This is a genomic window from Rhodomicrobium sp. Az07, assembly GCF_018619475.1.
Classification (GTDB): domain Bacteria; phylum Pseudomonadota; class Alphaproteobacteria; order Rhizobiales; family Rhodomicrobiaceae; genus Rhodomicrobium.
Map to the genome: position 1 here is coordinate 62932 of NZ_JAHFZG010000005.1, position 26135 is coordinate 89066.

27 protein-coding genes, 1 tRNA gene, 1 pseudogene and 1 CRISPR repeat array are annotated in these 26135 nt (G+C 63.0%); of the genes and pseudogenes, 8 read left to right on the forward strand and 21 right to left on the reverse strand.

What is annotated here, in order from left to right; translation table 11 throughout:
* Nucleotides 1-179: 179 nt before the first annotated feature.
* Genes KKP04_RS15735 through KKP04_RS05295 form a run of 5 tightly spaced genes read right to left on the reverse strand, consistent with a single transcriptional unit; the run spans nt 180 to nt 4991 of the window.
* On the reverse strand, nt 180-305 hold the full coding sequence (locus KKP04_RS15735) for a hypothetical protein (RefSeq protein WP_256437973.1): 126 nt from the start codon (nt 303-305) through the stop codon (nt 180-182).
* 42 nt (nt 306-347) lie between these two features.
* Nucleotides 348-1271, reverse strand: a complete 924-nt coding sequence (gene bchO / locus KKP04_RS05280) for an alpha/beta fold hydrolase BchO (RefSeq protein ID WP_215027697.1) — start codon at nt 1269-1271, stop codon at nt 348-350.
* Nucleotides 1268-3079, reverse strand: coding sequence for a magnesium chelatase subunit D (locus KKP04_RS05285; protein WP_215027907.1), 1812 nt, complete (start codon nt 3077-3079; stop codon nt 1268-1270). The genes bchO and KKP04_RS05285 overlap by 4 nt, the downstream gene beginning before the upstream one ends.
* Entirely contained in the window at nt 3079-4107 is a 1029-nt protein-coding gene (gene bchI, locus KKP04_RS05290) for a magnesium chelatase ATPase subunit I (RefSeq protein WP_215027699.1), read from the reverse strand. The genes KKP04_RS05285 and bchI overlap by 1 nt, the downstream gene beginning before the upstream one ends.
* Entirely contained in the window at nt 4104-4991 is an 888-nt protein-coding gene (locus KKP04_RS05295; RefSeq protein WP_215027701.1) for a YihY/virulence factor BrkB family protein, read from the reverse strand. Before KKP04_RS05295 ends, bchI begins: the two co-directional genes overlap by 4 nt.
* Nucleotides 4992-5297: 306 nt before the next feature.
* Between KKP04_RS05295 and KKP04_RS05300 the strand changes: the two genes are divergently transcribed.
* Nucleotides 5298-6053 (forward strand): phosphodiester glycosidase family protein, encoded by a 756-nt coding sequence (locus KKP04_RS05300; protein ID WP_371818704.1) that lies wholly within the window; start codon nt 5298-5300, stop codon nt 6051-6053.
* Nucleotides 6054-6392: 339 nt separating this feature from the next.
* On the opposite strand, the gene ptsN is transcribed toward KKP04_RS05300, so the two are convergent.
* From ptsN to KKP04_RS05320, 4 genes are all read right to left on the reverse strand, one after another.
* Nucleotides 6393-6857, reverse strand: a complete 465-nt coding sequence (ptsN, locus tag KKP04_RS05305; RefSeq protein WP_215027911.1) for a PTS IIA-like nitrogen regulatory protein PtsN — start codon at nt 6855-6857, stop codon at nt 6393-6395.
* A 48-nt stretch (nt 6858-6905) separates the two neighbouring features.
* Entirely contained in the window at nt 6906-7505 is a 600-nt protein-coding gene (hpf, locus tag KKP04_RS05310; protein WP_215027703.1) for a ribosome hibernation-promoting factor, HPF/YfiA family, read from the reverse strand.
* A gap of 207 nt (nt 7506-7712) precedes the next feature.
* Nucleotides 7713-8234 carry a translation initiation factor IF-3 gene (gene infC / locus KKP04_RS05315; protein ID WP_251133925.1) on the reverse strand — a complete coding sequence of 174 codons (522 nt, stop codon included), beginning with the start codon at nt 8232-8234 and terminating at the stop codon, nt 7713-7715.
* A gap of 170 nt (nt 8235-8404) precedes the next feature.
* Entirely contained in the window at nt 8405-9655 is a 1251-nt protein-coding gene (locus tag KKP04_RS05320; protein ID WP_215027705.1) for a glycosyltransferase family 4 protein, read from the reverse strand.
* 91 nt (nt 9656-9746) lie between these two features.
* On the opposite strand from KKP04_RS05320, the gene KKP04_RS05325 reads away from it, so the two are divergent.
* Nucleotides 9747-10523, forward strand: a complete 777-nt coding sequence (locus KKP04_RS05325; RefSeq protein ID WP_215027707.1) for a carboxylesterase — start codon at nt 9747-9749, stop codon at nt 10521-10523.
* A 10-nt stretch (nt 10524-10533) separates the two neighbouring features.
* On the opposite strand, the gene KKP04_RS05330 is transcribed toward KKP04_RS05325, so the two are convergent.
* Genes KKP04_RS05330 through KKP04_RS05345 form a run of 4 tightly spaced genes read right to left on the reverse strand, consistent with a single transcriptional unit; the run spans nt 10534 to nt 14219 of the window.
* Complete coding sequence (locus tag KKP04_RS05330) at nt 10534-11394, reverse strand: SDR family oxidoreductase (RefSeq protein WP_215027709.1); 861 nt, start codon at nt 11392-11394, stop codon at nt 10534-10536.
* Entirely contained in the window at nt 11391-12548 is a 1158-nt protein-coding gene (gene queG / locus KKP04_RS05335; RefSeq protein WP_215027711.1) for a tRNA epoxyqueuosine(34) reductase QueG, read from the reverse strand. Before queG ends, KKP04_RS05330 begins: the two co-directional genes overlap by 4 nt.
* Complete coding sequence (locus KKP04_RS05340) at nt 12529-13221, reverse strand: glutathione S-transferase family protein (protein ID WP_215027713.1); 693 nt, start codon at nt 13219-13221, stop codon at nt 12529-12531. The genes queG and KKP04_RS05340 overlap by 20 nt, the downstream gene beginning before the upstream one ends.
* A gap of 14 nt (nt 13222-13235) precedes the next feature.
* Nucleotides 13236-14219: a complex I NDUFA9 subunit family protein gene (locus tag KKP04_RS05345; protein ID WP_215027715.1), complete on the reverse strand. Its 984-nt coding sequence runs from the start codon at nt 14217-14219 to the stop codon at nt 13236-13238.
* Between the two features lie 154 nt (nt 14220-14373).
* On the opposite strand from KKP04_RS05345, the gene KKP04_RS05350 reads away from it, so the two are divergent.
* The 3 genes from KKP04_RS05350 (at nt 14374) to KKP04_RS15485 (ending at nt 15494) form a co-directional block, all read left to right on the forward strand.
* Nucleotides 14374-14458 (forward strand) — tRNA-Leu (locus tag KKP04_RS05350).
* Nucleotides 14459-14626: 168 nt separating this feature from the next.
* Complete coding sequence (locus KKP04_RS05355; protein WP_371818705.1) at nt 14627-15310, forward strand: terminase gpA endonuclease subunit; 684 nt, start codon at nt 14627-14629, stop codon at nt 15308-15310.
* Nucleotides 15258-15494, forward strand: coding sequence for a phage terminase large subunit family protein (locus KKP04_RS15485; protein WP_251133926.1), 237 nt, complete (start codon nt 15258-15260; stop codon nt 15492-15494). The genes KKP04_RS05355 and KKP04_RS15485 overlap by 53 nt, the downstream gene beginning before the upstream one ends.
* Nucleotides 15495-15598: 104 nt before the next feature.
* Here the strand turns inward: KKP04_RS15485 and KKP04_RS05360 are convergent, their stop codons facing one another.
* Entirely contained in the window at nt 15599-15946 is a 348-nt protein-coding gene (locus KKP04_RS05360) for a type II toxin-antitoxin system PemK/MazF family toxin (protein ID WP_215027718.1), read from the reverse strand.
* 121 nt (nt 15947-16067) lie between these two features.
* Between KKP04_RS05360 and KKP04_RS05365 the strand changes: the two genes are divergently transcribed.
* The 3 genes and pseudogenes from KKP04_RS05365 to KKP04_RS15890 form a co-directional block, all read left to right on the forward strand.
* A complete protein-coding gene (locus tag KKP04_RS05365) occupies nt 16068-16307 on the forward strand; it encodes a hypothetical protein (RefSeq protein WP_215027719.1) in 240 nt (79 codons plus the stop codon).
* Between the two features lie 26 nt (nt 16308-16333).
* On the forward strand, nt 16334-16642 hold the full coding sequence (locus KKP04_RS05370; protein WP_215027721.1) for a nucleotidyltransferase family protein: 309 nt from the start codon (nt 16334-16336) through the stop codon (nt 16640-16642).
* 104 nt (nt 16643-16746) lie between these two features.
* Nucleotides 16747-16977 (forward strand): annotated as a pseudogene (locus tag KKP04_RS15890) (DUF86 domain-containing protein); the annotation flags it as partial.
* A gap of 138 nt (nt 16978-17115) precedes the next feature.
* A CRISPR array of direct repeats spans nt 17116-18134; the repeat unit is 32 nt; unit sequence GTTTCGATCCACGCTCCCGCACGGGGAGCGAC.
* Nucleotides 18135-18361: 227 nt separating this feature from the next.
* Here KKP04_RS15890 and cas2 read toward each other — a convergent pair.
* Genes cas2 through KKP04_RS05410 form a run of 7 tightly spaced genes read right to left on the reverse strand, consistent with a single transcriptional unit; the run spans nt 18362 to nt 26025 of the window.
* On the reverse strand, nt 18362-18652 hold the full coding sequence (gene cas2 / locus KKP04_RS05380) for a CRISPR-associated endonuclease Cas2 (RefSeq protein ID WP_215027724.1): 291 nt from the start codon (nt 18650-18652) through the stop codon (nt 18362-18364).
* A gap of 9 nt (nt 18653-18661) precedes the next feature.
* Nucleotides 18662-19696: a type I-C CRISPR-associated endonuclease Cas1c gene (gene cas1c, locus KKP04_RS05385; RefSeq protein ID WP_215027726.1), complete on the reverse strand. Its 1035-nt coding sequence runs from the start codon at nt 19694-19696 to the stop codon at nt 18662-18664.
* The gene (gene cas4, locus KKP04_RS05390) at nt 19693-20364 is read right to left on the reverse strand and encodes a CRISPR-associated protein Cas4 (RefSeq protein WP_371818706.1); all 672 of its coding nucleotides are present in this window, start codon (nt 20362-20364) and stop codon (nt 19693-19695) included. Before cas4 ends, cas1c begins: the two co-directional genes overlap by 4 nt.
* Complete coding sequence (cas7c, locus tag KKP04_RS05395) at nt 20361-21320, reverse strand: type I-C CRISPR-associated protein Cas7/Csd2 (RefSeq protein WP_215027728.1); 960 nt, start codon at nt 21318-21320, stop codon at nt 20361-20363. Before cas7c ends, cas4 begins: the two co-directional genes overlap by 4 nt.
* Entirely contained in the window at nt 21317-23083 is a 1767-nt protein-coding gene (gene cas8c / locus KKP04_RS05400; RefSeq protein WP_215027730.1) for a type I-C CRISPR-associated protein Cas8c/Csd1, read from the reverse strand. Before cas8c ends, cas7c begins: the two co-directional genes overlap by 4 nt.
* On the reverse strand, nt 23080-23781 hold the full coding sequence (gene cas5c, locus KKP04_RS05405) for a type I-C CRISPR-associated protein Cas5c (protein WP_215027733.1): 702 nt from the start codon (nt 23779-23781) through the stop codon (nt 23080-23082). Before cas5c ends, cas8c begins: the two co-directional genes overlap by 4 nt.
* A 15-nt stretch (nt 23782-23796) precedes the next feature.
* Complete coding sequence (locus tag KKP04_RS05410) at nt 23797-26025, reverse strand: CRISPR-associated endonuclease Cas3'' (protein ID WP_215027735.1); 2229 nt, start codon at nt 26023-26025, stop codon at nt 23797-23799.
* Nucleotides 26026-26135 lie beyond the last annotated feature (110 nt).

Sequence of the window (26135 nt, forward strand, 5' to 3'; positions counted from 1 at the left end):
ATGAGCGGCTGCGTCGGTTCGCGGGGCCCGTCGAACTGGCCGGCTTTGGGAACAAGTTTCTCGCTACGATCAAGACGCGATCCCACCGAGCATTCGCTTGCGATAAGGAGGTTCGCCCTCACGCCCCAAATTCGGTTCATAATGAGACGGAATAACGGCACCGCGGGCGATTCACGGCGCTATTCGTCTTTCGACGGCGGCTTATCCGCACGGGATTTTCGCAATTCCCGCCGCGTCTTGATGAGTTCGTAGACCGCGAAGGCGAGAATTCCGAGGACCAGAAGAAGCTCGGCTTCCACTCCCATGCGTTTTTCTCCCTTAAGAGTGATTCGTCACCTCCGCCATCGCTATTCGGCGGCGGGTTGTGACGCGACTGCAAGATCGCCCTGTGCGAGTATCTCGTATCTTTCAGCTTCGGCAAGGACGATATCGGCCGTTTCCTGCGGCTTTTCCTCATGGGCGAGATGGCCCATGTGGCGCAGAAGGATGACCTTGGAGCCGGGGATCATGTTGTAGACCTTGAACGCGACATGGCTCGGAACGGCCTTGTCTTCGGTGCAGGCGATAAGGGTAAGCTTCGTCTTGAGTTTGGGCAGGTCGCTCGACAGCGATTGCAGATCCCAGTTCGCCATCATGCCGAGCGCAGACGCGATGTGCGTCGAGTTTCCCAGAAGAAGTCCATACTGGACGAGCCCCTCCGCATCGATATGAGAGCCCGTCCCTTCGATCAGCCTGCGTACCGTTATCCGGTCGCGCGCCTTCCAGGCGAAGTAACCGGGCACGAACGGGTTCAGGAACAGAGCGCGCGCGATCATGGGGAAGAGTTGCGAGGCGATGCCGGGGAACGGAAGGAACGCGCCGTTCAGGCTGATGATCGCCCGCGCGCCGAGTTTGCCGTCCAGTGCCATCTGGCACAGAATGGCCGCGCCCGCTGAATGGCCGATGGCGAGGTCGGGCTTGACGTGAAGCACGTTGAGCAGGGTCGCGATCGACTGCGCCATATGCGGCAGCGTGAGCAGCGTCGACGTGCGCGGCGCTTCGGTGAAGCCATGGCCGGGAAGATCGGGCGCGACGACGCGGAAGCGCTTCGCGAGGATGGGCATGAAATGCCGCCACGAATGCGTGGAAGCACCCGTACCGTGGAGCAGAAGCACGGTCGGCCCGCTTCCCATCTCCTGCACGTGCCAGCGCAGCCCGCCGGCGGACACAAATCGACTGGTGGCACGGTTCGGCCAGTCGAGGCCGTCCCGCTCCCATTGCAACGCTGTCATCCCTTAGCAGCCATTTTCGCAGCCTTCGATATCGCGGCCGCGTTGGCGTAAGGCATCGGCACGTAGCGCGCTGCCATTTCCTGCGCAAGCTTCTCAGCCTGCGCCTGCGGCCTCGGAGAGGTATCCACCAAGATTGTGGCGATACCTTCCGCGCGCAAGCGCCGACCGGCTGTGTTCGCGTCATTTTGAGCGCGTTCGCGGCCCGGCTTGCCGTCTGCCGCGATATTGGCTTTCCCGTCGGTTAACACCACGATGAGGGGCGAGATACCCCGGCGGCGGATGTTGATCGCGAGCGCGCCCGCCGCATCGATGCCCGAGGCGAGCGGTGTGCCGCCCCCGCCGGCGAGCGCCGCGAGGCTTCTCTTGGCGCGCGTCAGCGACCGCGTCGGCGGCAGCAGGATCTCCGCGCGCGTGCCGCGAAAGGCGACGAGCGCGACCTGATCGCGGCGGATGTAGCATTCGGCGAGCAGAAGCTCGACCGCGCCCTTCGTCTCGGCGAGGCGCTGCATCGCGGCGGAGCCGGAGGCATCGACGGCGAAGATCGTCGCGGTCTGCGAGCGCGCCTTCAGCCGCTTGATGCGGAAGTCGTCGCTTCGGACCTCGATCCTGTCGATGCGGCCGGTATTGGCCGCCTTCTCAAGCATCGACTTGCGAATTTTCTGCCACGGTGCGGCGGCGCGCAGCGTTTCGAGCAGGCTCAACGGCGATCCGGGCTTGGGCATGCCGCGTCGAACGCCAGCCGGACGCCCGCGCGCGGCATTCGTGCGTTCGGCACCGGCCTTGCCCATGGGCGCGGATGGCGGCACGCGAAACGGCTTCGCGGCGGCCTTCACCAGCATTTCCTTCGGCATGGCGGCAGCGGCCGCCGCGATGATCATGTCGGTAAGCGCCTTGTCGTCGTCGGGCGCGGTCTCGTTCTCGCCGCTCTCGCCGCCGCCCTTGCCGTCTTCTTCCTTGTCGTCCTGCGGCTCCGGCGGAGGCGGCTCGGGCGGCGCCTGATCTTCCATCGGCTCCGGCATGCGCGTCGCACGGGGCGCGAGCACGAGCATCGCGGCAAGTCCTGCGTCTTCCTCATTGGCTTCGTCGCGGCCTGCGAGCGCAGCGGAGGCGCGGGCGGCGCGGACGGCGAACACGGGCGCGCGCAGCGTCTGGATGCCGAACGATACGGCTGCGGACACGAGGCCCGCGATGATCTTGTCAGGCACCGCGACATTCGGAAGGCGCGCCTGCGCCGCCTCGATCTCTTCAAGCGTCGTATCGGACAGGCAGACATCGCGCCATGTCACGTCGGTAAGGTCGATGCGAAGGCCAAGGCGCTCCAGAAGCGCGGCGGGCGGCGTTTCATCGTCGCCGGCTTCGCTTTCGTCGAGCGCGATCACGCCGAAGCGCGCCGGATGCATCATCGAAGCCGCCTCGCGCTCCACATGAACCGCGTGCGCGTCGATCACGAGGCCGAGCCGTGAGGCAAGCCCCGATTCCATGCGCTCTGCCGATGGGATGACGAGGAAGCCGCGATCCATCTCCGCGAGCAACCCGCGCTCGGCGACCGGCTTGCCATGCGCCAGCGTCGCCGCGAGGTCGAGGCCGCCGAACAGCCGCTCGTCCGCCGCGTAGAGCGGCAGCTTCCGGAACGGCGCCCAACCGGGCACGATGCTTCTCAGAAAGTCCATCCAGCTGTCGCGCACCGGCCCGTATTTCGAGGCCACGGCGATGCCGCCAAGGCCCACGGGGTCGACGGCGAACAGGGAAGCCGCCATGACGGCTTCTTCCCACAGCGAGCGTTCTTCCGCCTCGCCGCCGCCGTTCATCATGCGCTGAACGCTTTCTCAAGCGCCATGTCGACGCGCACCGACGAACCCGCCTCGTCGAGCGGATCGCGGCGCAGGCGATGGCGAAGCGCGGAAGGCGCGATGGATTTGAGGTGCTTCTGCGTTACGGTTTCGGCGCCCTCGTAGGCGGCAAGCGCGCGAGCGGCACGCATCAGCGTGAGTTCGCCGCGAAGGCCGTCGGTGCCGAGCGCGAGGCAGAGCTTTGCGGAATCTTCGAGGATCGAATCGGGCACGACGATGAGGTTGACACGCGCGCGGGCTGTGGCGACCTTGCGGCGAAGCTTGCGGTTTTCACCGCGCCACGCGGCGGCGAAGCCATGCGGATCGCGCTCGAAGCCATCACGGCGGCGAACCACCTCGATGCGCGATGCCAGATCCTGCGGCGTACGCACCTCGACCGAGAGGCCGAAGCGGTCGAGAAGCTGCGGGCGAAGCTCGCCCTCTTCCGGGTTGCCGGAACCGATCAGCACGAAGCGCGCGGGATGGCGAAGGCTCATGCCCTCGCGCTCGACGACGTTTTCGCCCGAAGCCGCCACATCAAGCAGCAGGTCCACGAGGAAGTCTTCGAGAAGGTTCACTTCGTCGATATAGAGAAATCCGCGATTGGCGCGGGCCAGAAGCCCCGTCTCGAAGGCCTTCTCGCCGCGCGTGAGCGCCTTTTCGAGGTCGAGCGCGCCAACGACGCGATCTTCCGTCGCGCCGAGCGGAAGGTCGACAACCGGCACGCGGATGAACCGCGCGACGAGCTTCTCGCCTTCGCGCAGCTTCTCGCGGCATTCCTCGCACAGGTTGGACCCGTCGGGATCGCAGTTGAAGCGGCAGTCGCGCACGGCGCGAACCGGGGGAAGCAGCGCGGCAAGTGCCCGAACCGTGGTCGACTTGCCGGTTCCGCGATCGCCGAAAGCGAGGACGCCGCCGATCGACGGATCGATAGCGGAGATGATCAAGGCGAGCTTCAGCTCGTCTTGTCCAACGATGGCGGAGAAGGGATAAACTGGGCGGGTCATTGGCGTTCTTCTAGCGCGGTCTGAATTTGCATGTCCAGTTCTGCTCCCATGAGTGCGGCAAAAGCTGTCAGCCAGAGCCAGTAGAGCAGAATTACGACGGCCCCGAACGAGCCGTAGATCCGGTCGAAGGAATTAAACGCGGACACGTACCATGAAAAGCCCGTTGATGCCGCAAGCCAGAGCGCTGTTGCCGCAAGCGAGCCGAGCGAAACCCATCGCCAATGCGCGTCTTTCCGATCCGGTCCATAGCGATACACCACCGCGAGGCTGAATGCCACGATAATGGCAAGCGCGGGCCATCGGGCGGTATGAAGGATTGCGTTGGTGAATTCCGACAGGCCGAAAAATCGGAAGATGCCCGGCACTGCGGCGACGACAACGATGTTGAAGGCGAGCACCGCAAGCGCGCCCAGCGTGAAGAGGATTGCAAGCGTGTTTGTGTGCGCAAAGCTTCGCGTTTCCGGCCGCCGGTAGACGTTGTTGAGCGCGCTCATGAGCGCATAGGCGCCAAGCCGCGCATTGATGAAGGCAAGGCCGAGCGAAATGAAGGTGGCGACTGAAAGAGACGTCGTGTTCTGTCGAACGAGCAGGCCAACCTGAGCGTTGACCGCCTCCCACGCCTCAGCAGGCAGCACGTCCTTCAGGGTGAGAAGAAAATTCTGGAGTTGTCCCGTCTCGGCAAGCAGGCCGAAAACCGCGACAAAGAACACGAGACCGGGGAAGATGGCGAGCAGCGCGTAAAACGCCACGCCCGCCGCGAGCAGGCTGATGTTGTCCGCCGCGATCGATTTCCATACGCACACGAGCACGTGCAACGGCGTGTGCCGCTTGCGCTGCCTGGCGAACGCGAGTTTGGCGGCTCTGGTCCGGATACTGAACGACACGGCGGCATACCTCAGGGAGTCGCTGAATTTCGCATTCGAGCGGTTACGAAACGATGATGCGCCCAAGCCGTGCCGTCTCGCAATCCGAAGCTTGCGCGCGCGAGCACGGACTTGACCCTGCGCCTGGCTGTTCCCATAGTCCGGCATAGTCCCGCCTCTGCCTGCCGAAAGCGCATCCCGTCGCGCCGCACGAGATGCCCAAAGCCGAAATCGTGGTTGGGCAAGCCGTAATCAGCCCGCCTCAAGCAACGACCCGGGGTCGTGACCTTTCCGCATCGAATCAAATTTCGCTTTCTGGTGACCAGAGTGATAAAGATCTTGACCCGCGCCACTGCTTTCCTCGCGATGGCGGCGTTCTGTGCCCCTTGTGAAGCAGCGGCGCAACCATGCAAGCCCCACGCTTTCGAGGGCAGGGGCTATACGCTGTGCGAGGCCGCGCTCGACCGCTTCGCGATCAGGCTGTTCTGGCAGAAGCCGGACGGCGGTCCCTACACCTATCTGAGCGCCGTGCCCAGGACGGACGAGCACGGCGGGCGGCTCGCCTTTGCGCTGAATGGCGGCATGTTCCACCCGAATTACAAGCCGGTGGGCCTGTATATCGAGAACGGGCGCGAACTCGTGCGCGCGAACACGCGGCCCGGCCCCGGCAATTTTCACCTGAAGCCGAACGGCGTCTTCTACATCGGCGAGGCTGAAGCTGGAGTGATGGAGACCGGCGCCTTCCTCAGGAAGAAACCGAAAGCGAGTTTCGCGACGCAATCCGGGCCGATGCTGGTGATCGACGGCAAGCTGCATCCGCGCATCGCAAAGGCGAAGGCTTCGGCGAAACCGCGCAACGGCGTCTGCGTTCGCAGGAACAGGACGGTCGTTTTCGCGATCTCGGACGGCGGCGTGCCGTTCGACACCTTCATGCGGTTATTCCGCGACGGCCTGAAATGCAGAAGCGCATTGTTTCTGGACGGAGGAACCGCGCCCGCGCTGTTCGTGCCCGGCGCACGCAGCGGCAATGTGTTGTTCGGGCTTGGGCCGATGATCGCGGTGTATGAGAAGGCGCGGCGGTGAATTAGATCAGCCTGCGTTTAATCGAACTCGATTTGACGCAGAAAGCTGGTCGAAAACAGAAACCTAAAGCGTCGTGCCGCGTCTGATTTGCGGCACGATGCTGTAGCCAAGGGGCGGCGACGGAAAAAAATTGGCCCCGAAAGGCCCGGCGCAACTGTCGGCGATATGATGAAAGCCGCGAGGCGTTTCCGCCTTCAAGTCGAGAGAGGGGCGCAAGAAAGGAACGAACGGCCGGCATCCGCGGACGTCGGTGCCCATTGTTGCGAAGAGGCACCGCCCGGCTCCCGAAGCAGCCAGCTTTCGCTTTCAACGCACGAACCCCCGCCTTCGCGGCGCGGGTTACGCGGCGTGCGACGCAGCCTTCTCCGTCAGCACCGCGTAAATCGCGGCACGGTCGCGGCAGGCGCGCAGCTTATCCACCGATTTCTGGTCGCGCAAAAGGCGTGAAACGCGCGCCAGCGCCTTCAGATGATCCGCTCCGGCACTTTCCGGCGCGAGCAGCAGCATGATTATGTCGACAGGTTCCTCGTCGATCGAATCGAAGTCGAGGGGCTCATCGAGGCGGGCGAAGACGCCGACGCTCGCCTTGATGTTGGTAAGCTTTCCATGCGGGATCGCGATGCCCGAGCCGACGCCGGTCGAACCGAGCCGCTCGCGCTGGATCAGGATATTGAAAATCTCGACGCTGTTAAGCCCCGTCAGATCGGCGGCGCGTTCGGACAGAGTTTTGAGCGCCTGCTTCTTGTTCGCTGCCTTAAGGGACGGGATAACGCCGTACGGCGTTATCAGGTCGCTCAGATCCATATCGTGGCCCACGCGTAATCCTCCATATGCTGCCCGCATCAAGCACCATTACGATTTCGCGCTTGTGACGCCGCCAGTGTCGATCCATCCGATATTGCCGTCGGCGCGCCGGTACACGACGTTGATTCCGCCATGCGCAGCGTTGCGAAACACAAGGAATGATCTTTCGGCGAGATCCAGTTGCATCACCGCGTCGCTGACGGAGATCGCCTTGACCTGCACCGGGCTTTCCGCGATCACCGCAGGCGCCCCTTCACCGTCATGCGTATCGTCTGCATCGGCCGCCTCGCGCTCCACATCAATGATGTAGTCGACCCCCGCGCTTTCGAACTGGTGCGCGACCGCATCGCCCTGGCCATGGTCATTAATCCGGCGCTTGTAACGGCGCAACCGTTTTTCCAGGCGCTCCATGGCGGAATCCACACTGGCGTAACCATCCACGCCGGTACCGGTCGACTGAAGGTCAAGACCGCTTTCGAGATGAATCGCGCAGTGGGAAAAGAATCCGTCGGTGTTTTTCTCGACGCTGATCTGCCCTGAAACCGAGCGGCCCGAATATTTATCAAGCGCGGACTCGACCCGATTGAGAGCGTATTCGCGGAGACTTTCTCCGAGATCGATATTTTTGCCGGTTACTTTGATTGTCATTGCAGTATTTTTGTGTTGCACCGTTCTGGATTCAGCCGCCGCTCACCCGCCATCATAATATAGGATCAGGCGAATATTGGGCAACAGGTAAAAAACTATTTCAACACTGGGAGAGCATGCACGCGTTCGCGCATATGATCGACCGGACTGAAAGTCCGGGGACATCCGCGATTTTCCGGCGCATTTTCAGCCGTGCCGTTTCGAATGTTATCGCGGGGCGAGCACCATGATCATCTGACGGCCTTCGAGCCGCGGCTCCAGTTCGACCTTGGCTATGGCCGTCGTTTCCTCTTTAACCTGCTGCAGAAGTTGCATTCCGATGTCCTGGTGCGCCATCTCGCGGCCTCGGAAACGAAGCGTCACTTTGACCTTGTCGCCTTCCTCGAAGAACTTCTTGATCGACCTCATCTTCACGTTGTAGTCGTTCGTGTCGATGTTCGGGCGAAGCTTTATTTCCTTGACCTCGACAGTTTTCTGCTTCTTGCGCGCCTCGGCGGCTTTCTTCTGCGCCTGAAACTTGTACTTGCCGAAATCCATGATCTTGGTGACGGGGATTTCCCCGTTCACTGCGATCTCGACGAGATCGAGACCGGCTTCCTGTGCTTTCGCAAGCGCGTCGCGCTTCGAAATTGTTCCGTGATTCTCACCGGCTTCGTCGATCAACTGGACGTCGCGAGCAATGATGCCTTCGTTAATGCGCGGCCCTTCTTTAACGGGGGCGCCTCTCATGGGACGGCGTATCGGACTCTCCTGTCGTTGTTTATGAAAGCGGCAATTCGGCCGTGCCCGAACCGAGCACGCGCCTATAAAATGAGGATAAAAAACCCCCTACACAAGTCAAGCGCCATATTGATGCAGAAGTATTTTGCGCGGCATTTTGCGACCGTTCAAGGGCGGTTTCAACGTGAACCGGCATTCGCAAAATTCACCGCAAGTTGCGTTCCAATGAGGCGATCGTAAACAGCAAGCGTCTGATGCTGAAGGGCCCGCTTCGAAAAAGACGAGCGTGCGCGGTCCATGGCGTGCTGGCGAAATGCGTCGAGCGTAGTGGCGTCGAGCGCAAGCGCTGTGGAAAGCGAATCGCACAAGGCTTGGGGATTGCCGGGTTCGAAAAGCCACGGTCTTTGACCGGCTGCCGGCACCGTCTCGGAGATCGCGCCCGCCCCCGCGCTGGCGAGAATGCCGGGTTCCGGCGCGATCGTCTCCGGAAGCGCGCCGATGTTCGACGCGATGACGGGGCAGCCCATCGCCTGCGATTCGATCGAAACGCGCCCGAATGCCTCCGCCTCGATCGACGGAACGACCGTCAGCCATGATGCCTTGAAAGCCGCGGGCATGTCGTCGCAATGTCCGGCGATGATCACGCGGTCCGCGAGGCCGTGCGCCTCGACGAGCGCCGCGAGTTCCGCGCGGTATGGGGTGCGGCCCTGATCGTCGCCGACGAGCACGAAAACGAGGTCTCCATCCCGGGCGCCGAGCAGTGCGGCGGCCTCGACGAGAATGCGCTGCCCCTTCCACCGGGTCAGGCGCGCGGGCATCAGCACGATTCGTTTGCCCGCCGGCACGCCCCAGGCATCGCGAAGCGCGCGGACGCGCTCGGCCGATACCCTGGCCGGGTCGAACCGCTCCAGATCGAGGCCGCGATAGATCACGCCGACACGGTTCGTGGCCTTCGGATGGCGCTCGCGCACGATACGCGCGGTGTACTCGGAATTGCAGATCACGGCGTCGCCCCGCCCCATGACGCCATTATAGAACGCCTTGACGCGCCCTTTCTGATTATAGATGCCGTGATAGGTGGTGACGAAGGTGCGCTTCGCCCGCCGCGCCGCGATCCACGCGCTCCACGCGGGCGCGCGGCTGCGGGCATGGACGAGGCTGACACCCCGCTCGCGGATGATCCTTGCGATTCGTATTGAGTTGGCGAGGATGACGGCCGGGTTTTTCGTTGCGGCGGACATGCGGATGAGTTCCCCGCCGACGGCCGCAAGCTCGTCTTCGAGACGCCCGCCTTCGGATATCACGAGCGCCTTGCCGCCGCCAAGCGTCACAGCTTCCGCAATCTCTATGGCGGTACGCTCCGCGCCGCCCGTCGAAAGCTCGGGGACAACCTGGAGAATGACTGGCCAAGGGCTTCGTTTGAGCATCATCGCCCCCAAATTTCACATTATGTGGCGAAGGTCGCGGACGAAGGGCGAACGGACCTCACTGTTTTGCTCGGTCTCATGGGAGAAGCATAAGATGAACAGCCAAAAACTGCAATTGCTCCCCGTTGCGACAGCGGACGGCATTATAAGCTCTATCGCGTGGCGATTTCGGAAAGCTGAAGAAAATAGGACGACATTTGTCTGGTTCTCCGGATTCCGGTCGCAGATGGATGGCGAGAAGGCGACAGCGCTCGACGCTTGGGCCGCCGCAAACGGCGTCGGCTGTCTGCGTTTCGATTATTCCGGTCATGGGCAGTCGGACGGCGCGTTCGAAGACGGCACGATCAGCCGCTGGCTCGACGAGGCCGATGCAATCCTTGGCGCGGCTGCGATTGCCGGACCCGCCGTTTTCGTCGGCTCAAGCATGGGCGGCTGGATTTCGCTGCTGCTCGCGCGGCGCCTCGCTGAGACCGGTCGCGCCACGCCCGCCGCGCTCGTGCTGATCGCGCCCGCCTGGAACATGACGCGGCTCATGCTGGACCGCTTCCCGGCGGAAGCCAAGGCCGCGCTCGAACGCGACGGCGTTTTCCTGCGCCCCTCCACCTACGGAGCCGAGCCCTATTCGATCACGAAGACGCTGGTCGACGATGGCGAGCGCCATCTTTTCGGCGAAACCGTTAGCGTGGCCGCACCCGTGCGCATCGTCCACGGCCAGCGGGATGCGGACATACCGTGGCGGCACTCGCTGACGCTGATCGAGCGCATTTCCGCGTCAGACGTGCGGTTGACCCTCGTAAAGGACGCCGAACACCGCCTTTCGCGCCCGCAGGATCTCGCGCTCCTGTTCGCGACGCTCGCGGAATTCATCTGAGAGGGAGCCGTCATTCCCATGCGAGTGCGCGCAGCCCCTCGCGATACGTCGGATAGCGCAACAGCACGCCAAGCTCGCGCTTGATCTTGGCATTATGCACGCGCTTGTTGCCTTCATAGAAGCTGCGCGCCATCGGCGATAGATCCGCCTCCTCGTAAGGAATGAGCGGTTGCTTCGGCACGTCGATCAGGTCCGCCGCATAGGCCAGCACATCGGGGTTCGGGGCCGGTTCGTCGTCGGTCACGTTGAAAATGTGGACGCCGCCAAGCCGGTCGCGCCTGATCGCGGCGATCACCGTCTGCGCGATGTCTTCGACATGGATGCGGTTGAAAACCTGCCCGGCCTTGTGTATCCAGCGCGCCTCGCCCGAGCGGATGCGGTCGATGGGGCTGCGGCCGGGGCCGTAAATTCCCGCCAGCCGGAAGATGTCGAGCGCGATGCCTTTTTCTTTCGCGAGCGCGGTCCATTCGATTTCGGCCTCTGCGCGCGCCGAACGCCTGCCGCCGGACGCGGCTACGGGCGTCTCCTCGTCCACCCACCTTCCGCCATGATCGCCATAAACGCCGATTGTCGAGAGATAGCCGACCCAGTGAAGGTCTGGCGCCTCCAGCAGCGCATCGCGATAAGCGAGAAGGGCCGGATCGCCCGCCGCTTCCGGCGGCACCGAAACAAGACAGTGGGACGCGGTCTGAAGCCCGGCCGCGACGGCATCGGCGTCGCTGAACAGGATCGGCGTGACCCCCGGTCGTGCTACTTTTTCCAGCTTTTCGAGCGAGCGAACCGTGCCCGTCACCGGCCATCCGCCGTCGGCGAGATGGTCGGCGGTTGCAAGCGCGGAATATCCTAGTCCGAAAACGAAAAGGCTGCTCATGGTATCCGCTCCCATTCCTCGCGCGCGATGATGTCTTTTTCTTCTGAACTATATCTTTCTTTCAGTTTCGATTTAAGCTCAAGCCCGCCTAATTGCGTCACGGCCCAGACGGCCATGCTACGCACGAGCGGCGAGTCGTCGCAGATGAGCCGCAGCGCGTCGTCAAGCAGTGCGGCGTCGCCGGAATTGCCCGTCGCGATGAGCGCGTTCCTCACGAATCGGTCGCGCTTGATGCGCTTGATCGGCGAGCCCGCGAAGCGCGCGCGGAAGGCCGCATCGTCGAGGCGCAGAAGCTCGTGAAGCGGCGGATTGTCAGCCGCGTCGCGTGCGTGGAAGCGCAACTCGCTCGCGGCTTGCGCGAACTTGTTCCACGGGCACGCCGCAAGGCAATCGTCGCAGCCATAGATGCGGTTGCCGATGGCCTCGCGAAATTCCGGCGCGATCTGGCCCTTGTGCTCGATGGTGAGATAGGAAATGCAGCGGCGCGCGTCGATGCGGTGCGGCTCGGGAAAGGCGCGCGTCGGGCAGGCGTCGAGGCACGCGCGGCAGGTGCCGCAGCGGTCGCGCTCGGGTGCGTCGGGCGCAAGCCTGGCGGTCGTGAAGATCGCGCCGAGGAAGAACCAGGAGCCGAGATCGCGCGAGACGAGATTCGTATGCTTGCCTTGCCAGCCGAGACCCGCCGCCTGCGCAAGCGGCTTCTCCATCACGGGTGCGGTATCGACGAATACCTTCACGTCCGCGCCCGCCATGGCCGCGAAATCGCGCGCGACCGCCTTGAGCTTCGCCTTGATGACGTCGTGATAATCCGCGCCCTTTGCATAGACCGAGACGGCGCCACGCGAAGCATCATCGCGCGCAGTGCGCGGATCGGCGTCCGGGCCATAACTCAGTGTCACGAGAATCACGGAGCGCACCTCGGGCCACAGCACGCGCGGATCGGCGCGCTTGTCCGCGTTCGCTTCGAGCCAGCCCATATCGCCGTGAAAATCCGCCGCGAGGAAGCCCATAAGCCCCTCGCCTGCCCGGCCAATAGAGGAAGGGTCCGCGATGCCGACCGTGTCGAACCCCTCCGCCAACGCGCGCGCCTTTACGACGCCGGAGAGATTGTCTCCGGCCACCACCGTTCTCGCGGGTTCAGAAGTCGAGATCCGCATAAGTCTCCGGAGGGCTGAAGCCCGGTATGCGATCGGCGAGGATGGATCGGAACGACGGCCGCGATTTCAGGCGCTGATACCACGCCTTCGCCTCCGGAAACTCCGTCCAGGGGATCTCGGACAGATAGTCCATCACCGAAAGCTGCGCCGCCGCCGCGATATCGGCGAAGCTGACATGATCGCCGCCGAGCCATTTCCGCTGATCGCTCAAAAAGCTGACATAGGAGAGATGATAGCGCAAATTGGAGCGGCAAGCGCGGATGGCCGAAAGATCCGGCGCGAGGCGCCCCCGCGCCATCGGCTTGTAGAGCTTCTCGTCGAGCAGACTCTGGCTCACCTCGGCGTCGAATTTCGTGAGGAACCAGTCGGCCACGCGCCGCGCCTCTGCGCGCTCCGTCGGCAGTCCCGGCCAGATCTGCGCCCGCGCCGCCGCACCGCTTTCGCGCGGGGGCGTCTCCGCAAGATACTCTACCACCGGATACACACCGCAAATTGCCCGCGCATCGAGCATCAGAACGGGTAGCGTGCCCGCCGGATTGATGTTGAGGAAGTCCCGCGCGACCGCCCACGGTTTTATTTCCGAAAGATCGGCCTCGATGCCGCACTCGAACAGCGCCACCCTTATCGCGCGGGAAGCCGGGCAAAGCGGAAAATGCAGCAGCGTCGTCGGCATGGGCGGCGGCGGAGCTAAAACGCGGCGGCGCGGCCGGTGGAGAACTCGCCCCTCGGCCGGTAGCGGTGAAGATAAGGCGGCACGATCACCTCGATGCTTTTCGGCTCGGTGACGCCGAGACCTTCGAGCGTGCGCTGGTCGCGGATCGCCTCGGCTCCGACCACATTATCCTTTTGCAGCAGCCGCACCTGATCCAGCGTGATCGGCGCGCCCGGAAGCGCCTGAACGAAGAAGGCCTGAATCTTCGCCGCCCAGAACGGCACCGGCAGAAGCACGCGGGGACGCTGCGTCCACTCACAGACCTTCTGAAGAATTTCGCGGAAAGTGTAGATCCGCGGCCCGCCAAGCTCGTAAATGGCGCCTTCGGTCGCACGCCCCTCGACGGCCGCCGTCACCGCGCGGGCGACATCGCCGACATAGACCGGCTGGAAGCGCGTGTTGCCGCCGATAAGGGGCAGCACAGGCGACAGGGCCGCGAGTCTGGCAAAGCGATTGAAGAACTGGTCTTCCGGCCCGAACACAAGCGACGGACGCAGGATCACGGTTTGCGGGAACGCGGCAAGCGCGCGCGCCTCGCCCTCCCCTTTCGTGCGGGCATAAGCCGAACGCGAGAGCCGATCCGCTCCGATAGCCGAGACCTGGACGAAGCGCTTTGCGCCCTCCGCGCGCGCCGCCTTCGCGATAAGTTCGGGCGCATCCGCGTGCACCGCCTTGAAGCGCTGGCGGCCGGACGGCGCGAGGATGCCGACAAGGTTGACGACCGCGTCGGCGCCTCTCACGGCCTCGGCGACGGACGTCTCGTCGCGGACGTTGGCGCTGACAAGCGCGATCTGGCCGACCGATCCGAGCGGCTGGAGATACGGCGCGAGTTCCGGGCGTCGCACCGCAACCTTGATGCGGAACCCCGCCTTCGCCAACGCCTGCACCACATATCGGCCGAGAAAGCCGGAGCCGCCGAAAACGGTGACCACGGTCGAATTTCCATTTGCAAGTGCCATGCGAAACCCTGTGGAGATCGAAGCGCGCGTAAGGGGAAGGGAATTTACTATAACGCATAACGCGCCTTCTCCCGAATGAAAAGCTGCGATGGTCAACAGAGCGTTCGGACGCGATTGACAAAGCGGACAACGCCCTCTACGTACTACCCCCACAGCCCAGATGGCGGAATTGGTAGACGCACTAGTTTCAGGTACTAGCGCTGCAAGGCGTGGAGGTTCGAGTCCTCTTCTGGGCACCACTTTGTTCGTAAGTCATTGATTTTTCCCAGATTCTTTATGGTGAGACAGCGGGTGAGACACATTTTCTAACTTCTCTGCCATTGATTTCATCTTCTCCGCGGCGCTTCGGGCCATTCTCTTTTGCTCGGCCATCCGCGTATAGACGCGCGCCATCGCAGGGGACCTGGGTGAACCTGAAGCTTGGCGAACCCTTCGAAGACCGCGAGACAACGCCGCTCATGCCGGAAACATTGCAGGCTCGCGCCGAGGATTGGGGCGAGCTGCTACCCGATGGCGCGGCCATCATCACGGCGGGCGTGGACGTGCAGGACACGTGGCTTGCGGTCGAGATCGTCGCCTGGGGCGCTGGTGAAGAAAGCTGGTCGCTCGCCTATGAGACGATCCACGGCGACACGTCCCGCGCCGAGCCATGGGAAGCCCTCGAGGCGATCCTGTCGCGGCGCTGGCGGCATTGCCGCGCGGTTTCCGATCTGCCGATTGCCGCAACCGCCATCGATTCGGGCGGCCATCGCACCGACTGGGTGATGAACTTTTCCGCGCAACGCCTCAATCGGCGCGTCTGGGCCATCAAAGGGCGCGGCGGCGATGGCGTCAGGCCATGGCCAAAACGCCCGCCGAAGGCAAAACGCGCCTCGATCGCGCCCGTTCACATCGTCGGCGTGAACGCAGTCAAGGCGACGCTCTACTCGCGCCTTCGGATGACGGAGACTGCCGGGCCGGGCGTGTGCCACTTCCCCGAGGCGCGGGACGCGCTGTGGTATCAGGAACTCGTCGCCGAGCGAGCCGTGAGGAAGTGGGTTGGCGGCGCTCCCCCGCATCGAATGGACCAAGGGTGCGCATACGCGCAATGAAGGCCTGGATTGCCGCGTCTACGCTACGGCGGCGCTGCACGGCCTCTATGCGGCAGGCTTCGATCTGAACGAGGCGGCGAGGCGCATGGCGGACGCGCCGATCCGAAAGGCCGCGCCAGAGGAACAGCGCACGGCCGTGCTCACCGCGCCGAAGACGATCCGCTCGAAGTGGATGAACGCATAAAAAAAGCCCCGCCGGGCTGGAATCACCTTTGGCAGGGCCTGCCGCTTTCGCGGTCTTGAGGCTCAACGGTTTCCCGCGAGCAGACGCTGAAATATGTAGCGCTTTCATCGCGATTCTTCAAGCTCGATCCCGAGGCCCGCCAGAATGCCGGGTTTAACCGCCTCAAAAGTGGCCTGTGAAAGCCTCGGCGTCAGGTATTTGCGCTTGCCGTTGGCATCCCGCCCGGTCCTGAACAAATCCAGCCGCTCGAAGGCGACGGTCGCGATCATATCGCACTTTGCCCAGCAAATGGGGAAGTCGAACGGCGCGGGCAACGGTTGCTCAAGCTCGATCTTCACGACATAAGCCACCTCGTGTGCGGGCTGCGTGGTAGACAGCGGCACCACGGCGCAAAGTCCATCGCGGTAGGGAAGGCGCGGAGAAACGACGATTGCGGGCCGCCGCTTGATCATCTCCGGTGCGCAAAATCCACCCTTGGAATAGTCGAAGCCCGAAGTTCAAAGCACATCCCTTTTCGAATTCGCGAAAGGGCGCGGCGGCGAATATCCGGCGGTGTTCGCGTCGCAAGACCCCATGCACCACGCCATTCACGCGGCGTCGCTGGCGCATGTCCTCGGTATGGCGTGCCTCTACGCCCATGGGGACGAAACCAGCACCACGAAAGGCGACATCGAGGGCTTTCCTCTGCACGGCGGCCGTGATCCAAGCCCACGCGCTGGCGAAGGCCATCGCGAGCATCGAGGTGCCGCAATGGCCCGGCGGAAATTGAATGACCCGCAGTTTGCTGCGTTCCGCCTCGCACCTTTTCTGTAAAGCCTCCGTGGGCTATATTGCTGCCAATGAAGAAAGGTCTTGTCCTTCAAAGATTGCGCGATCAGGAGGCCGAGCTGCGCGAGTTCGGCGTAAGAAGCCTGTCCGTGTTCGGATCGGTGGCGCGGGGCGATGAGAACGACGACTCCGACATCGACGTTGCCGTGACGTTCGACCCTGCGCGAACACCGCGTGGGCTGGCGTATTTCGGGCTTCTGGAGCGCTTGCAGGGGCGGCTTGCAGAGACATTGGGGCGCGATGTCGATCTCGTGCCCGAACCGACCACGAGACCATCGCTGCAGAACGAGATCGACCGTGACCGCGTCGTCGCATTCTAAGACAACACGAAACCTCGCTCAGGTCGTCGAGAACATCGACGTCATCGAGGCCTATGTCGCAGGTCTCGAAGAGAGCGCTTTCCTAGCCGACGCAAAAGACGAGAGACGCCGTCGAGCGCTGTCTGCAACGGCTTATCGAAGCCCTTGACCGAATCCGCAAGCGCGGCGACCAAAACATCATCCCCGGCTTGCCATGGCCAGGGATTCAGGGCCTCGGCAACCGCCTGCGTCACGAATATGATGCCATAGACGGTGTCCAGATCTGGGCGACTGTGAGAGACGATCTCCCCGCCCTCAAAGCCTCAGCGCTGAAGGCAATAGAAGAGCTTTCATAGGGTCAGGAAAAACACAGTACAGCGAGCGGGCGCGGCGCGCGCCAGGTGCGCCTTTTGAACGGGTGATGAAGCCGCAACGCACCTGGCCTGACGCGCCCACGTGGAGAGCGGCAAATGGCGATATGTAGCCAAGGTCTTGTTTCGATCCACGCTCCCGCACGGGGAGCGACGACCGCTTCAAGGGCGATCCCGGCCCATCAAGCGTTTCGATCCACGCTCCCGCACGGGGAGCGACCGAGGCGCTCGCGTGGGTTAAGGAAGGCAGAAGTTTCGATCCACGCTCCCGCACGGGGAGCGACTCGCGCAGCTCTATTTCTCCGCCGGCTTCGTCAGCGTTTCGATCCACGCTCCCGCACGGGGAGCGACTGCCCGTCGACCCTAACGGAACCGCGCCCAACCAGTTTCGATCCACGCTCCCGCACGGGGAGCGACCTCGGAAGATAGCTTAACGCTCGCCACTTCCGTTGTTTCGATCCACGCTCCCGCACGGGGAGCGACCGCCTGCGACGAGTCGGTGGCGCTTCGCGCGGGCGGTTTCGATCCACGCTCCCGCACGGGGAGCGACACGGCCTTTCTCAAATCCAAGGGCTGGTATCGGCGTTTCGATCCACGCTCCCGCACGGGGAGCGACGCGACCGCGGCGAAGGCGTGCGCGAGGTGCAGCGGTTTCGATCCACGCTCCCGCACGGGGAGCGACGCGCCCGACCATCTGGTAGCGCTGGACGCTCTCAGTTTCGATCCACGCTCCCGCACGGGGAGCGACGTTCGAGGTCGCACCGCGCGAACCAGTTGCCGAAGTTTCGATCCACGCTCCCGCACGGGGAGCGACGGCAGGGTCTGAGAGGGTCAAGGCACGATCTCCGTTTCGATCCACGCTCCCGCACGGGGAGCGACTAGGGATGTAGCGACCTAGAGGATCAATACCCCTGTTTCGATCCACGCTCCCGCACGGGGAGCGACGCGCGTGTCGCAGCCAACGTCAAAAGCTCGCGCGGTTTCGATCCACGCTCCCGCACGGGGAGCGACGATCGCGGCCCCGAACTTGTCGGACAGGTTCGTGTTTCGATCCACGCTCCCGCACGGGGAGCGACTCCTTGCGTCCCGGCTGTCCGGCATTGGGAGCGAGTTTCGATCCACGCTCCCGCACGGGGAGCGACCGTTCCCTGTTTAACGCATTGACGTCTATTCCAAAAGCCCCCGATCAGCGCGAACCTCGGCTCAAGCAGCACAGGAGTCGAAGGTTTCCCCATCGCCCCGAAGGAATAGCTTACGATTTCAAAGAGCCTTTCTCGCGCGAACCGGCCGGGAAGCGACGATACGCTTGGGGTTCGCGCCCGATTTAAAAAAAAGACCGACGGTTTGAGCCAGCGGAGCCGATACCTCGTCAAACGATCAGCGTACCGCCGAGGTCGGCGGCGGGCTTCGCGCCAACATGCTCAACCTTGTGCTGCCAGTTCGCTCCGAGATGATAATAGCGCAAGCTGTCGTACTTGGGATCGATGATGGCTTCGAGCCGCGCCTTCAGGCGAGTCCATTGTGCTGGATCGACCTCGATCTCGAAGACGGAGAACTGCACGCGCTGTCCGAAATCGCGGCAAGCCTTGGCCACCGATCTGAGGCGCGCCTTGCCGTCGCCTTCGATCGTGTTGACGTCGTAAGTCACAAGCACAAGCAAGCGCGCCTCCTATTTCCAGAACCAGGGCGGATAAGCGTCGATGTCGCCTCTCAGATGGCGGGCGAGCATTTGCGCCTGCAAATAGGGCACAAGACCAAGGGGTGCCTTTTCGTCGAGGAAAGGATGCAGGCGCTCATCCTTCTTACGTTCCTGCCACGCGGTCAGGACAACTTTACGGGCGTCGTCCTTGAGGCGGACTGCGCCGCTCTCCTCGGTCACGAAATCGCTGGCCTGAAGCTGCTGGCGGTTGATCAGCGAAAGCGCCAGCCTGTCGGCCAGCACCGGCCGCAATTCTTCCATGAGGTCGAGAGCGAGCGATGGCCGCCCCGGACGGTCTCGGTGCAGGAAGCCGACGGCCGGATCGAGACCGACTGCTTCGGCCGCAGAGCGGCAGTCATGGGTCAGAAGCGCGTACAGAAACGACAGCAAGGCGTTGATGGCATCGAGTGGCGGCCTGCGAGAGCGGCCGCGCCAACGGAGTTCAGAGGCGGAACTGAGGATCAGATCGTCGAAGACCGAGAAATAGAGATGAGCCGCTTCGCCCTCCGAGCCGCGCATCGCGTCGACGCTGTCGTCTTTCCGCTCAACGCGGGCGACGATATAGGCAAGGCGATCCACCGCGCTTTCGATGGCGGCCGTTCGTCCGACCGCGAACGCCTCCCCATGATCCCGCAGGGCACGCATCAGAACGACTCGCTGGTTGGCGATCTTGCCGACCACCAGCGAACGGACGATCTCCGCTGGCGCATCAGAGACACGATATTGAGCGCGGCGCAGAAGCACGTTGCCGCTCACTGGCCCTTCCACGCGAGCCTGAAAGCGGCCAGCACGGTCGAGAAGGACAATCGTTATCCCGGAAGCCGCGCAGGCACCGATCAGCGCAGGCGAAATGTAGATCGCGCCGAAGAGCACCAACGAAGATAGCATGTGGAAGGGCACCCGCGCCCGTTCCGCGCCGTCCACCTCGGCCACGAGGTTCTCGCCATCCTTGCGAAGGCTTGCCCCCTCAGTGGTGATGTAGACGGTGTTGAGCAGCTTCTTCATCGGCTTTCTCTCCCCAGCATGCGGTCGACCGTGCGACGCCGCCAGTCGCGGACGGCGCGGCCGGCAATTTCCGGCTTGCAGAGGCCAGCGAGCGAGCAGGCGCGGCAGCGGCTTCGTTGCTGCGTCGGCAATGGGGTGAGGCGCGATGCGAACACATCTCGCAACGCCTCGATGGTGGACAGCGTCAGGTTCCTGAGTTCGTTGTCGAAGGCAACCTCCAACCGCCGCTTTGTCTCGGCATAGAAGAGCGCTCCTGCGGGCACTGGGTGCCCCGTCATGTCTTCGAGGCAAAGCGCCTGCGCGCAAAGCTGGACCTCATCGGCGCGATGCGGCTTCGGCTTGCCGCGCTTGTATTCCACCGGAAACGCGATCTCGTGATCGCCCTCCGCGCGATACTCGACGAGATCGGCGACGCCTGCGATACCGAGGCGAGGGGAGCCGATGGCAAGCGCCGTCACGCGCCGCACACCGCGAACGCGTCGACCGCCTGGCTTGTCGGCGGCGACGTGCAGGACGTGGCCTTCGGCTGTGAAGCGGTTCTCTTCCCAAAGACGTTCGAGATGGATCAGCGCCGCCTGACGAAGGCAGTAGACGGCATGCTGCAATGCGGAGAGCGGTATCGGCTCCCGCTCTTCCATCAGCGAACCGGAGCCATCGTTCTCTGTCACAGCCGCTCGATGATTTCGACACCGTCTGGCAGATTGGCGCGATCAATCTCCACCTTATAGTCGGTGAATTTGCGTGCTGGCGGCGCATTGTCGATCCTTCGATCTTCGACGTCGCGAAACTCGCCGTCGATGTTGCGGCCGATGCGGACGCGCTCGAACAAGGAATGAGCGGATGCCTTGCCGAGCGCAGTATCGTGCTTGAACACGATCAGCTTGCGGCTCGCCATCTCTCCGCGTGCTGCGGAGTGGTCATGTTCGAACATTTCGGCGAGCGCGGTGAACAGCAGTTCGAGATCGCCCTCGCCGAAGCCGGTCCGCTCGGCAAGCTTCGCCGAAATGAAGCCGTGGGCTCTATAAAGACCGTAAGGCACGATGTGCTTGCGCCCCATGGTGCGGTTGTCGGTGCGGTCGACGCTGTCGTCGCCCTCGGCCTTTTGCTTCTTTTCGGCTTCGTTCGTGGCGGCCATGCGCGTGATGGAGATTTCCTGCGCGATGATAGGCTCAATGGACTGGGCGAAGGCGATTTGCACCGGGCCGCGCACCTGCCCGCAGTTGATGCCGGTCGACATGACGGCGCCGAAGGTCCGAACGTCGAAGAAGTTGGCGCACATCCACTTCGTGAGCGCGTGCGCCTCATCGTCGGTCCTGGGATTGAGCTTGGCGGCCTTGTCGGTCTTCGGGTCGTCCTTGTATGGAGCCACCGCCTTGTAGGCTTTGCGGTGCTGCTCGTTCAAGATCGAGCTTTCCTGCACATAGATATGTCGACCTTCCTCGCCCCGATGGGCGAGTTCGACATAATTGCGGATCTTGCGCTTCAGGCTGACGTCGGACACGAGCCCGAAATTGGTCTCCGGGTCGATGCGCGGCAGGTTCCCCGCATCGGGGTCGCCATTCGGGTTGCCGCGAGTAACATCGAACAACAGGACGAAATCGTAGCGATTAGCGATGGCGGTCATTGGGCGGTCTCCTCGACGGGCGTACCGTTCTTGGTGGATTTGAAGAATTCGTTGCGCTGGTGGTAGTAGCCGAGGCCGAACAAGGCCTGATCTTCAGCGCTGAAGGCGACAGGAAACGGGTCATTGTCCGGGGACATCTGTTCCTGGATCTCAGAAAGAAGCTTTTCGAGTTGCACCCTCCGGCCCGGAGACTGCTTGCCCAATTTCGATAGGTGATGCTTGGAATTGCTGGCGAGAAGTCCGAAAACCTTACGCGGTTGTGCGGACGCCGAACCATAGAATTTGTCGGTAATGGTGGCGTTCACCTTGCCCCCCAGCGCGTCCGCCTGGATGCGCTCGTAGACGGCGAACAGGCGGCCAAGCTGATAGCCTTTGCTTGGATAATCGGGCGTGAGAGCCACCGGCGTATCCTTCCTGTTGTTATTGCGGATGAGAAGCGCCTTCAGGATAGCGACCCTTTGCGCGTTGACGTCCTTGTCGGCGCGAAGGCGCATCAGCACGGTCGCGAGCAGCGTCTGCGGATAGCGGGTGCCGCCGAGGATCGCGCGCATCCATTCGCCAGCGAGGTTGGGCGGCACGTTCTCGCGCTTCTTGAGCACGGCGGTTTCGGCCAGATATTTCCAGAGCGCCGGATAGCCGTCGCGGGGCGGCGGTTCGATCCGCAGGTCGGCCAGGAAGCGCTGATAGTTCGCTGCGATGGCGCCGAAATCATCCTCGAAGTAGAAGCGGATGGAGAGGCGCGCGGCGTTGGGCGCCAGCGCGAGGATGTAAAAGCGCACGCCTTCGGCCAGTTCCGGCGCGACGTCTCTGAGCGGCTCACCGTTGCGGATCTGCTTCAGCCTCGCGCCGACGATCTTCGCCTGCGTTCCTTCATCGACGCCGAGCGGTTCGTCGCTGTCATCCCAGAAACCGGCAAAAATGTTCTCAGCAGCGGCGGCCTTGTTCGCGTCGGACGCGTCGGCCCAGAAGACGACGGACGCATCGCCGATCTGGATGCGGTGCCCGCTGTCCTTTTCGAGGAAGCGGTTCAGCGCGGTCGTGTAGGCGAATGTAGCTGTTTCGGAGACGGGAGCGTTGTCGCCCTGCTCGTGGCCGTAAGAACTGAAGGCGTCGAGATTGAATGATACGATCGAAGCGCCGGACGACTGAGCGCCCCAGACGTTCTTGATCGCCGGATGCAACCTTGCTACGGGCGCTCGCACGCCGGAAATGAGGCAAACCGCTTCCGGTTTGTTGCCCTCTGATGAAAGCCGCGACCACAAGGCCTTTGCTGCCGGACGGTCGTGCAACCAAATATTCGCCCTGCGGTCGGCTTCAAGACAAAAGACCACATTCTGATCCTTCATCTCCTCTGGCCAGCCGAATTCATCGAACCGGCGCGGGGACCATGTCTTCAAGAAAATGATGAGAGCCTTGAGACCTGCATCGGTCGCACTTTCAAGGTCTCGGAGATGGCGCTCGACAAAGGCGGCATGTTCGCGCGTTGGAGATTTTCCCTCGGCGGCAGTGACGCCCAGCACATAGGCGGTCTTGTCCCAAAGGAAGTTGGCGGCAACGCCCGAGGTCCGCTTGATCGCCTGGGGAACGAACATTTGGCGCGGCGTCCGCTTTTTGTCGTTTTGGCGGAGGTCGACTGGCGGGCAAGCCACCGTGCCATCCTCGTTGAGCGAGATAAGAAAGCCGATCTTCTCGGACGAAAATCCGAAAGGCGGCGCGTCGGGCAGCCGCTGGTAAGCTTTTGCAAGCGAGGCGAGAATGCTCATCGGCGCACCTCCGGCGAGTTCGGATGCGGCACCGTCATCACACCGTCCCGAAGCTCGGCGCGGAAGAACAGCGACGGGCGACCGGGGGCGTCGTGGTCGATGTCGAACAGCATGAAGCCGAGGTCGCGCGGCGTGGCGCCGAAACCAAGCGCCGGGAGACGGTCATCCGGGTGAGGCGTTGGCGGCGGCGCATCCGGTGACAGAAGCTCAAAGCGGGCGTCGAATTCACGCGTGCCGAGACAGGGCTGGTGGAAGCACTGGCCGCGCTCGGCCCGGCGGTTGAAGATGTCGAGGTGCTTGCCCTCATTGTCGTCGAGGCCGACGCGCTCGGTCAGTTCGAAATGCGCCGCGATCACATAGGCGACGTCGACAAGCACGGTGGCGGCGCGCTGCTGGCGATCCTCGTCCACTACAATCTGCAAGTCGCCCAGATCGCCGCGGTTCATCGCCTGTTTGATCTTGCCAGCCGGCGCCTTGTGGCCCACCTCGTTGCGCCGGATCGACTGAAAGCGGATCGGCTTCAGCACGCGGATCTCGTCGACGATCCAGCGGATTGCGGGCTTCCAGTGAATGGCTTCGAGGATGCCGCGCGCAGCAGATGGCGTCATCACGTCATAGGAAACGCGCTCCACCTTCATCTCGGGGCGCGTAAAACAGGCGCGTTCACCGGATACTAATAGTCGGATACCGTAGGGCATGTGGGCTCGCCTCCCCTAGATAAACGTCTGGTCATCTCCGAGAAGACTGCAATCCTCCCAGATCAACCCGGTTTCCTTCGTGTAGAGATGCGGCGCCTGGAGCACCGCGAACTGGTCGCCACGAATGCCCTCCGCCTTGAGCGCCACGTGCCTGTTCGACATCAGCAGCGCGCGCGCCTGCGGTGGCACCTGCACAATGTAGCCTTGGAGTTGCCGGGCGAGTTTACCCGAAGGGATGGCCGCATTGGCGAGATCGGCGACCGCCTTTTTGGCTACCTCGTCGCCCGGCACGATCACCGGCAAGAGACCGCTTTCGATCATGCGGAAAGCCTCGCCGACCGTGCGATACTGGAAATACGTTCCGTTGCGATCGATCTTGAACTCTTTGAGAATCTTCTTGCCGTCGAGCCTGTCGCCCATGCGCCAGAACACCTCTTCGAAGTAGTCCTGAATGGCGGCGAGCGAAAACAGATCGCCGTGCTTGTCCTTCACGCGCCCGAAATCGCCGATGAGCCCCTCGATCTCGCCCGGAACCGAATAGCCCACGGCCTCGAACACAGTGACGACGCTGGCATCCGGATCGCGACGGCCTTCACGGTTGCAGCGACCAGCCGCCTGCGCGATCTGGTCCAGCCCTGCTTCGGCGCGGAAAACGCGAGGAAAATCGACGTCGACCCCGGCTTCCACCAGGGAAGTAGCGATCAGCCGACATGAAAGGTCGTTCTCCAGTCGCGCGCGGACATCTTTCAGGATTTCGCGCCGATGCACCGCATAGTGCCGCGTGGTGAGATGCAGAACGCCTTCGAGCCCGGCCGCGATGGCATCGCGATAGAGGTCGAGCGCGTGGGCGCGGCTGTTGACGATGACGAGCGCCTGTTGCTCACTCCCAAGCGCATCCACAAGCGCGGCGTTGTCCATCGGCCCCGCGAAATCGAGCCGCGTTCGCCGGAGTTCGCGAGCGAGGCCAGCCGGGTCCGGCGCAAGCTCGCGGCCCTCTAGCGGCGGGCCGGGGAAGCCCTCGCGCGCGCCAAGCGCGGGCTGCGTCGCCGTGCAAAGAACGATGGAGCACCCGTAATTGGCTGCCAGTTCCTCTATCGCGCGCAAGATCGGAAGCAGAAGGTGGCGTGGCAGCGTTTGCGCCTCGTCCAGCACGATCACCGACCCCGCGATATTGTGGAGCTTGCGGCAGCGCGAAGGACGCGCGGAGAACAGGCTTTCGAATAACTGCACCGTCGTGGTGACGACCACGGGGGCGGCCCAGTCTTCCATGGCGAGGCGAAGCTTGTCGCGGCTGGAGAGGTTTCTGACTTTTTCCTCGTCGATGGCGGAATGGTGCTCGAGAACGACATCGTCGCCGAAGAGATCCCGGAAAATGCCGGCTGTCTGGTCGATCACGGACGTGAAGGGGATGGCGTAGATGATGCGCCGCATGCCATGGGCGCGGGCATGGTCGAGCGCGAAGGCGAGCGAGGTCAGCGTCTTGCCGCCGCCGGTCGGCACCGTCAGCGTGAATAGGCCGGGCGTTTCGTCCACCTTGCCGCGCACATGCGCGAGAACCCGCTGGCGCAAGTGGTTGACGGGCGTGTCGCTTCCGAGCGCTGCCTTTTGAACAAGTTCGCTGTCGAGTCGCTCGATGAGCGCGTGCAGCACATCGCACAGCGCTGGCCAATCCCGATCGGCGGTCCGCCCTTCGATCCGATTGTAGTACGCCTCTGTGTTCTTGAAATCGGCGTCGACCAGGCACGAGAACAGCATGCGTCCGAGAAACGACAGTCCGAACTCGGTGGCTTCTTTGCTCTTGAAGGAAAAGGCTGGGTTGAGGTCGCCCAGAGCGATAGCCAATTCACCGCGCCATGTTGGATCGAGTTGATCGAGACTATCCCGCCGCAGCCGCCCGTTCAAAGAGGATGCGTCGCCGATCCGATCCGGTAGACCCGCGTGGTGGCCAGCGATGGCGTGGGCGATCAACTCGGCCATCGCCTTGTCGCCCGATGCAGCGTTCGTCAGGACATACGCCGCACCGGCAATAGAATGCTCGACACGGATGTCGCTTCCCTCAAGGCGGCGTTGGAAATCGGGATGGTATTTGCCGAGATCGTGCAACAGCCCCGCTATGCGGGCCGCTCGATCTCCTCCCCATGGGGCACCGAGTTGCGCAGCGAGCGCCGACACTTCCGACAAATGCTGGGCGAGGGATTGCCAGTCGCATTTGCTGGCGTCATTTGAGGAATGAGCAAAAAACATGTCGCATCGATATTATTGAAGTAGCCGCAATGATGCCAGAAGCCGTGCTCCTCCCGTGTGGTATTATTCTACATTTCCACAACTACTTAGCCATACAACTTGAATTCCGC

Bases quoted from the DNA above. Each gene is read 5' to 3' on its own strand.
- KKP04_RS15735 (WP_256437973.1), bottom strand. From the start codon at position 305: ATGGGAGTGGAAGCCGAGCTTCTTCTGGTCCTCGGAATTCTCGCCTTC.
- bchO (WP_215027697.1), bottom strand. From the start codon at position 1,271: ATGACAGCGTTGCAATGGGAGCGGGACGGCCTCGACTGGCCGAACCGT.
- infC (WP_251133925.1), bottom strand. From the start codon at position 8,234: ATGAGAGGCGCCCCCGTTAAAGAAGGGCCGCGCATTAACGAAGGCATC.
- KKP04_RS05340 (WP_215027713.1), bottom strand. From the start codon at position 13,221: ATGCCGACGACGCTGCTGCATTTTCCGCTTTGCCCGGCTTCCCGCGCG.
- KKP04_RS05360 (WP_215027718.1), bottom strand. From the start codon at position 15,946: ATGATCAAGCGGCGGCCCGCAATCGTCGTTTCTCCGCGCCTTCCCTAC.
- bchI (WP_215027699.1), bottom strand. From the start codon at position 4,107: ATGACCCGCCCAGTTTATCCCTTCTCCGCCATCGTTGGACAAGACGAG.
- cas8c (WP_215027730.1), bottom strand. From the start codon at position 23,083: ATGAGCATTCTCGCCTCGCTTGCAAAAGCTTACCAGCGGCTGCCCGAC.
- hpf (WP_215027703.1), bottom strand. From the start codon at position 7,505: ATGACAATCAAAGTAACCGGCAAAAATATCGATCTCGGAGAAAGTCTC.
- KKP04_RS05330 (WP_215027709.1), bottom strand. From the start codon at position 11,394: ATGAGCAGCCTTTTCGTTTTCGGACTAGGATATTCCGCGCTTGCAACC.
- cas5c (WP_215027733.1), bottom strand. From the start codon at position 23,781: ATGCCCTACGGTATCCGACTATTAGTATCCGGTGAACGCGCCTGTTTT.
- KKP04_RS05365 (WP_215027719.1), top strand. From the start codon at position 16,068: ATGCACCACGCCATTCACGCGGCGTCGCTGGCGCATGTCCTCGGTATG.
- cas7c (WP_215027728.1), bottom strand. From the start codon at position 21,320: ATGACCGCCATCGCTAATCGCTACGATTTCGTCCTGTTGTTCGATGTT.
- KKP04_RS05285 (WP_215027907.1), bottom strand. From the start codon at position 3,079: ATGAACGGCGGCGGCGAGGCGGAAGAACGCTCGCTGTGGGAAGAAGCC.
- cas1c (WP_215027726.1), bottom strand. From the start codon at position 19,696: ATGAAGAAGCTGCTCAACACCGTCTACATCACCACTGAGGGGGCAAGC.
- KKP04_RS05345 (WP_215027715.1), bottom strand. From the start codon at position 14,219: ATGGCACTTGCAAATGGAAATTCGACCGTGGTCACCGTTTTCGGCGGC.
- KKP04_RS05410 (WP_215027735.1), bottom strand. From the start codon at position 26,025: ATGTTTTTTGCTCATTCCTCAAATGACGCCAGCAAATGCGACTGGCAA.
- KKP04_RS05370 (WP_215027721.1), top strand. From the start codon at position 16,334: ATGAAGAAAGGTCTTGTCCTTCAAAGATTGCGCGATCAGGAGGCCGAG.
- queG (WP_215027711.1), bottom strand. From the start codon at position 12,548: ATGCGGATCTCGACTTCTGAACCCGCGAGAACGGTGGTGGCCGGAGAC.
- ptsN (WP_215027911.1), bottom strand. From the start codon at position 6,857: ATGGATCTGAGCGACCTGATAACGCCGTACGGCGTTATCCCGTCCCTT.
- KKP04_RS05325 (WP_215027707.1), top strand. From the start codon at position 9,747: ATGAACAGCCAAAAACTGCAATTGCTCCCCGTTGCGACAGCGGACGGC.
- KKP04_RS05320 (WP_215027705.1), bottom strand. From the start codon at position 9,655: ATGATGCTCAAACGAAGCCCTTGGCCAGTCATTCTCCAGGTTGTCCCC.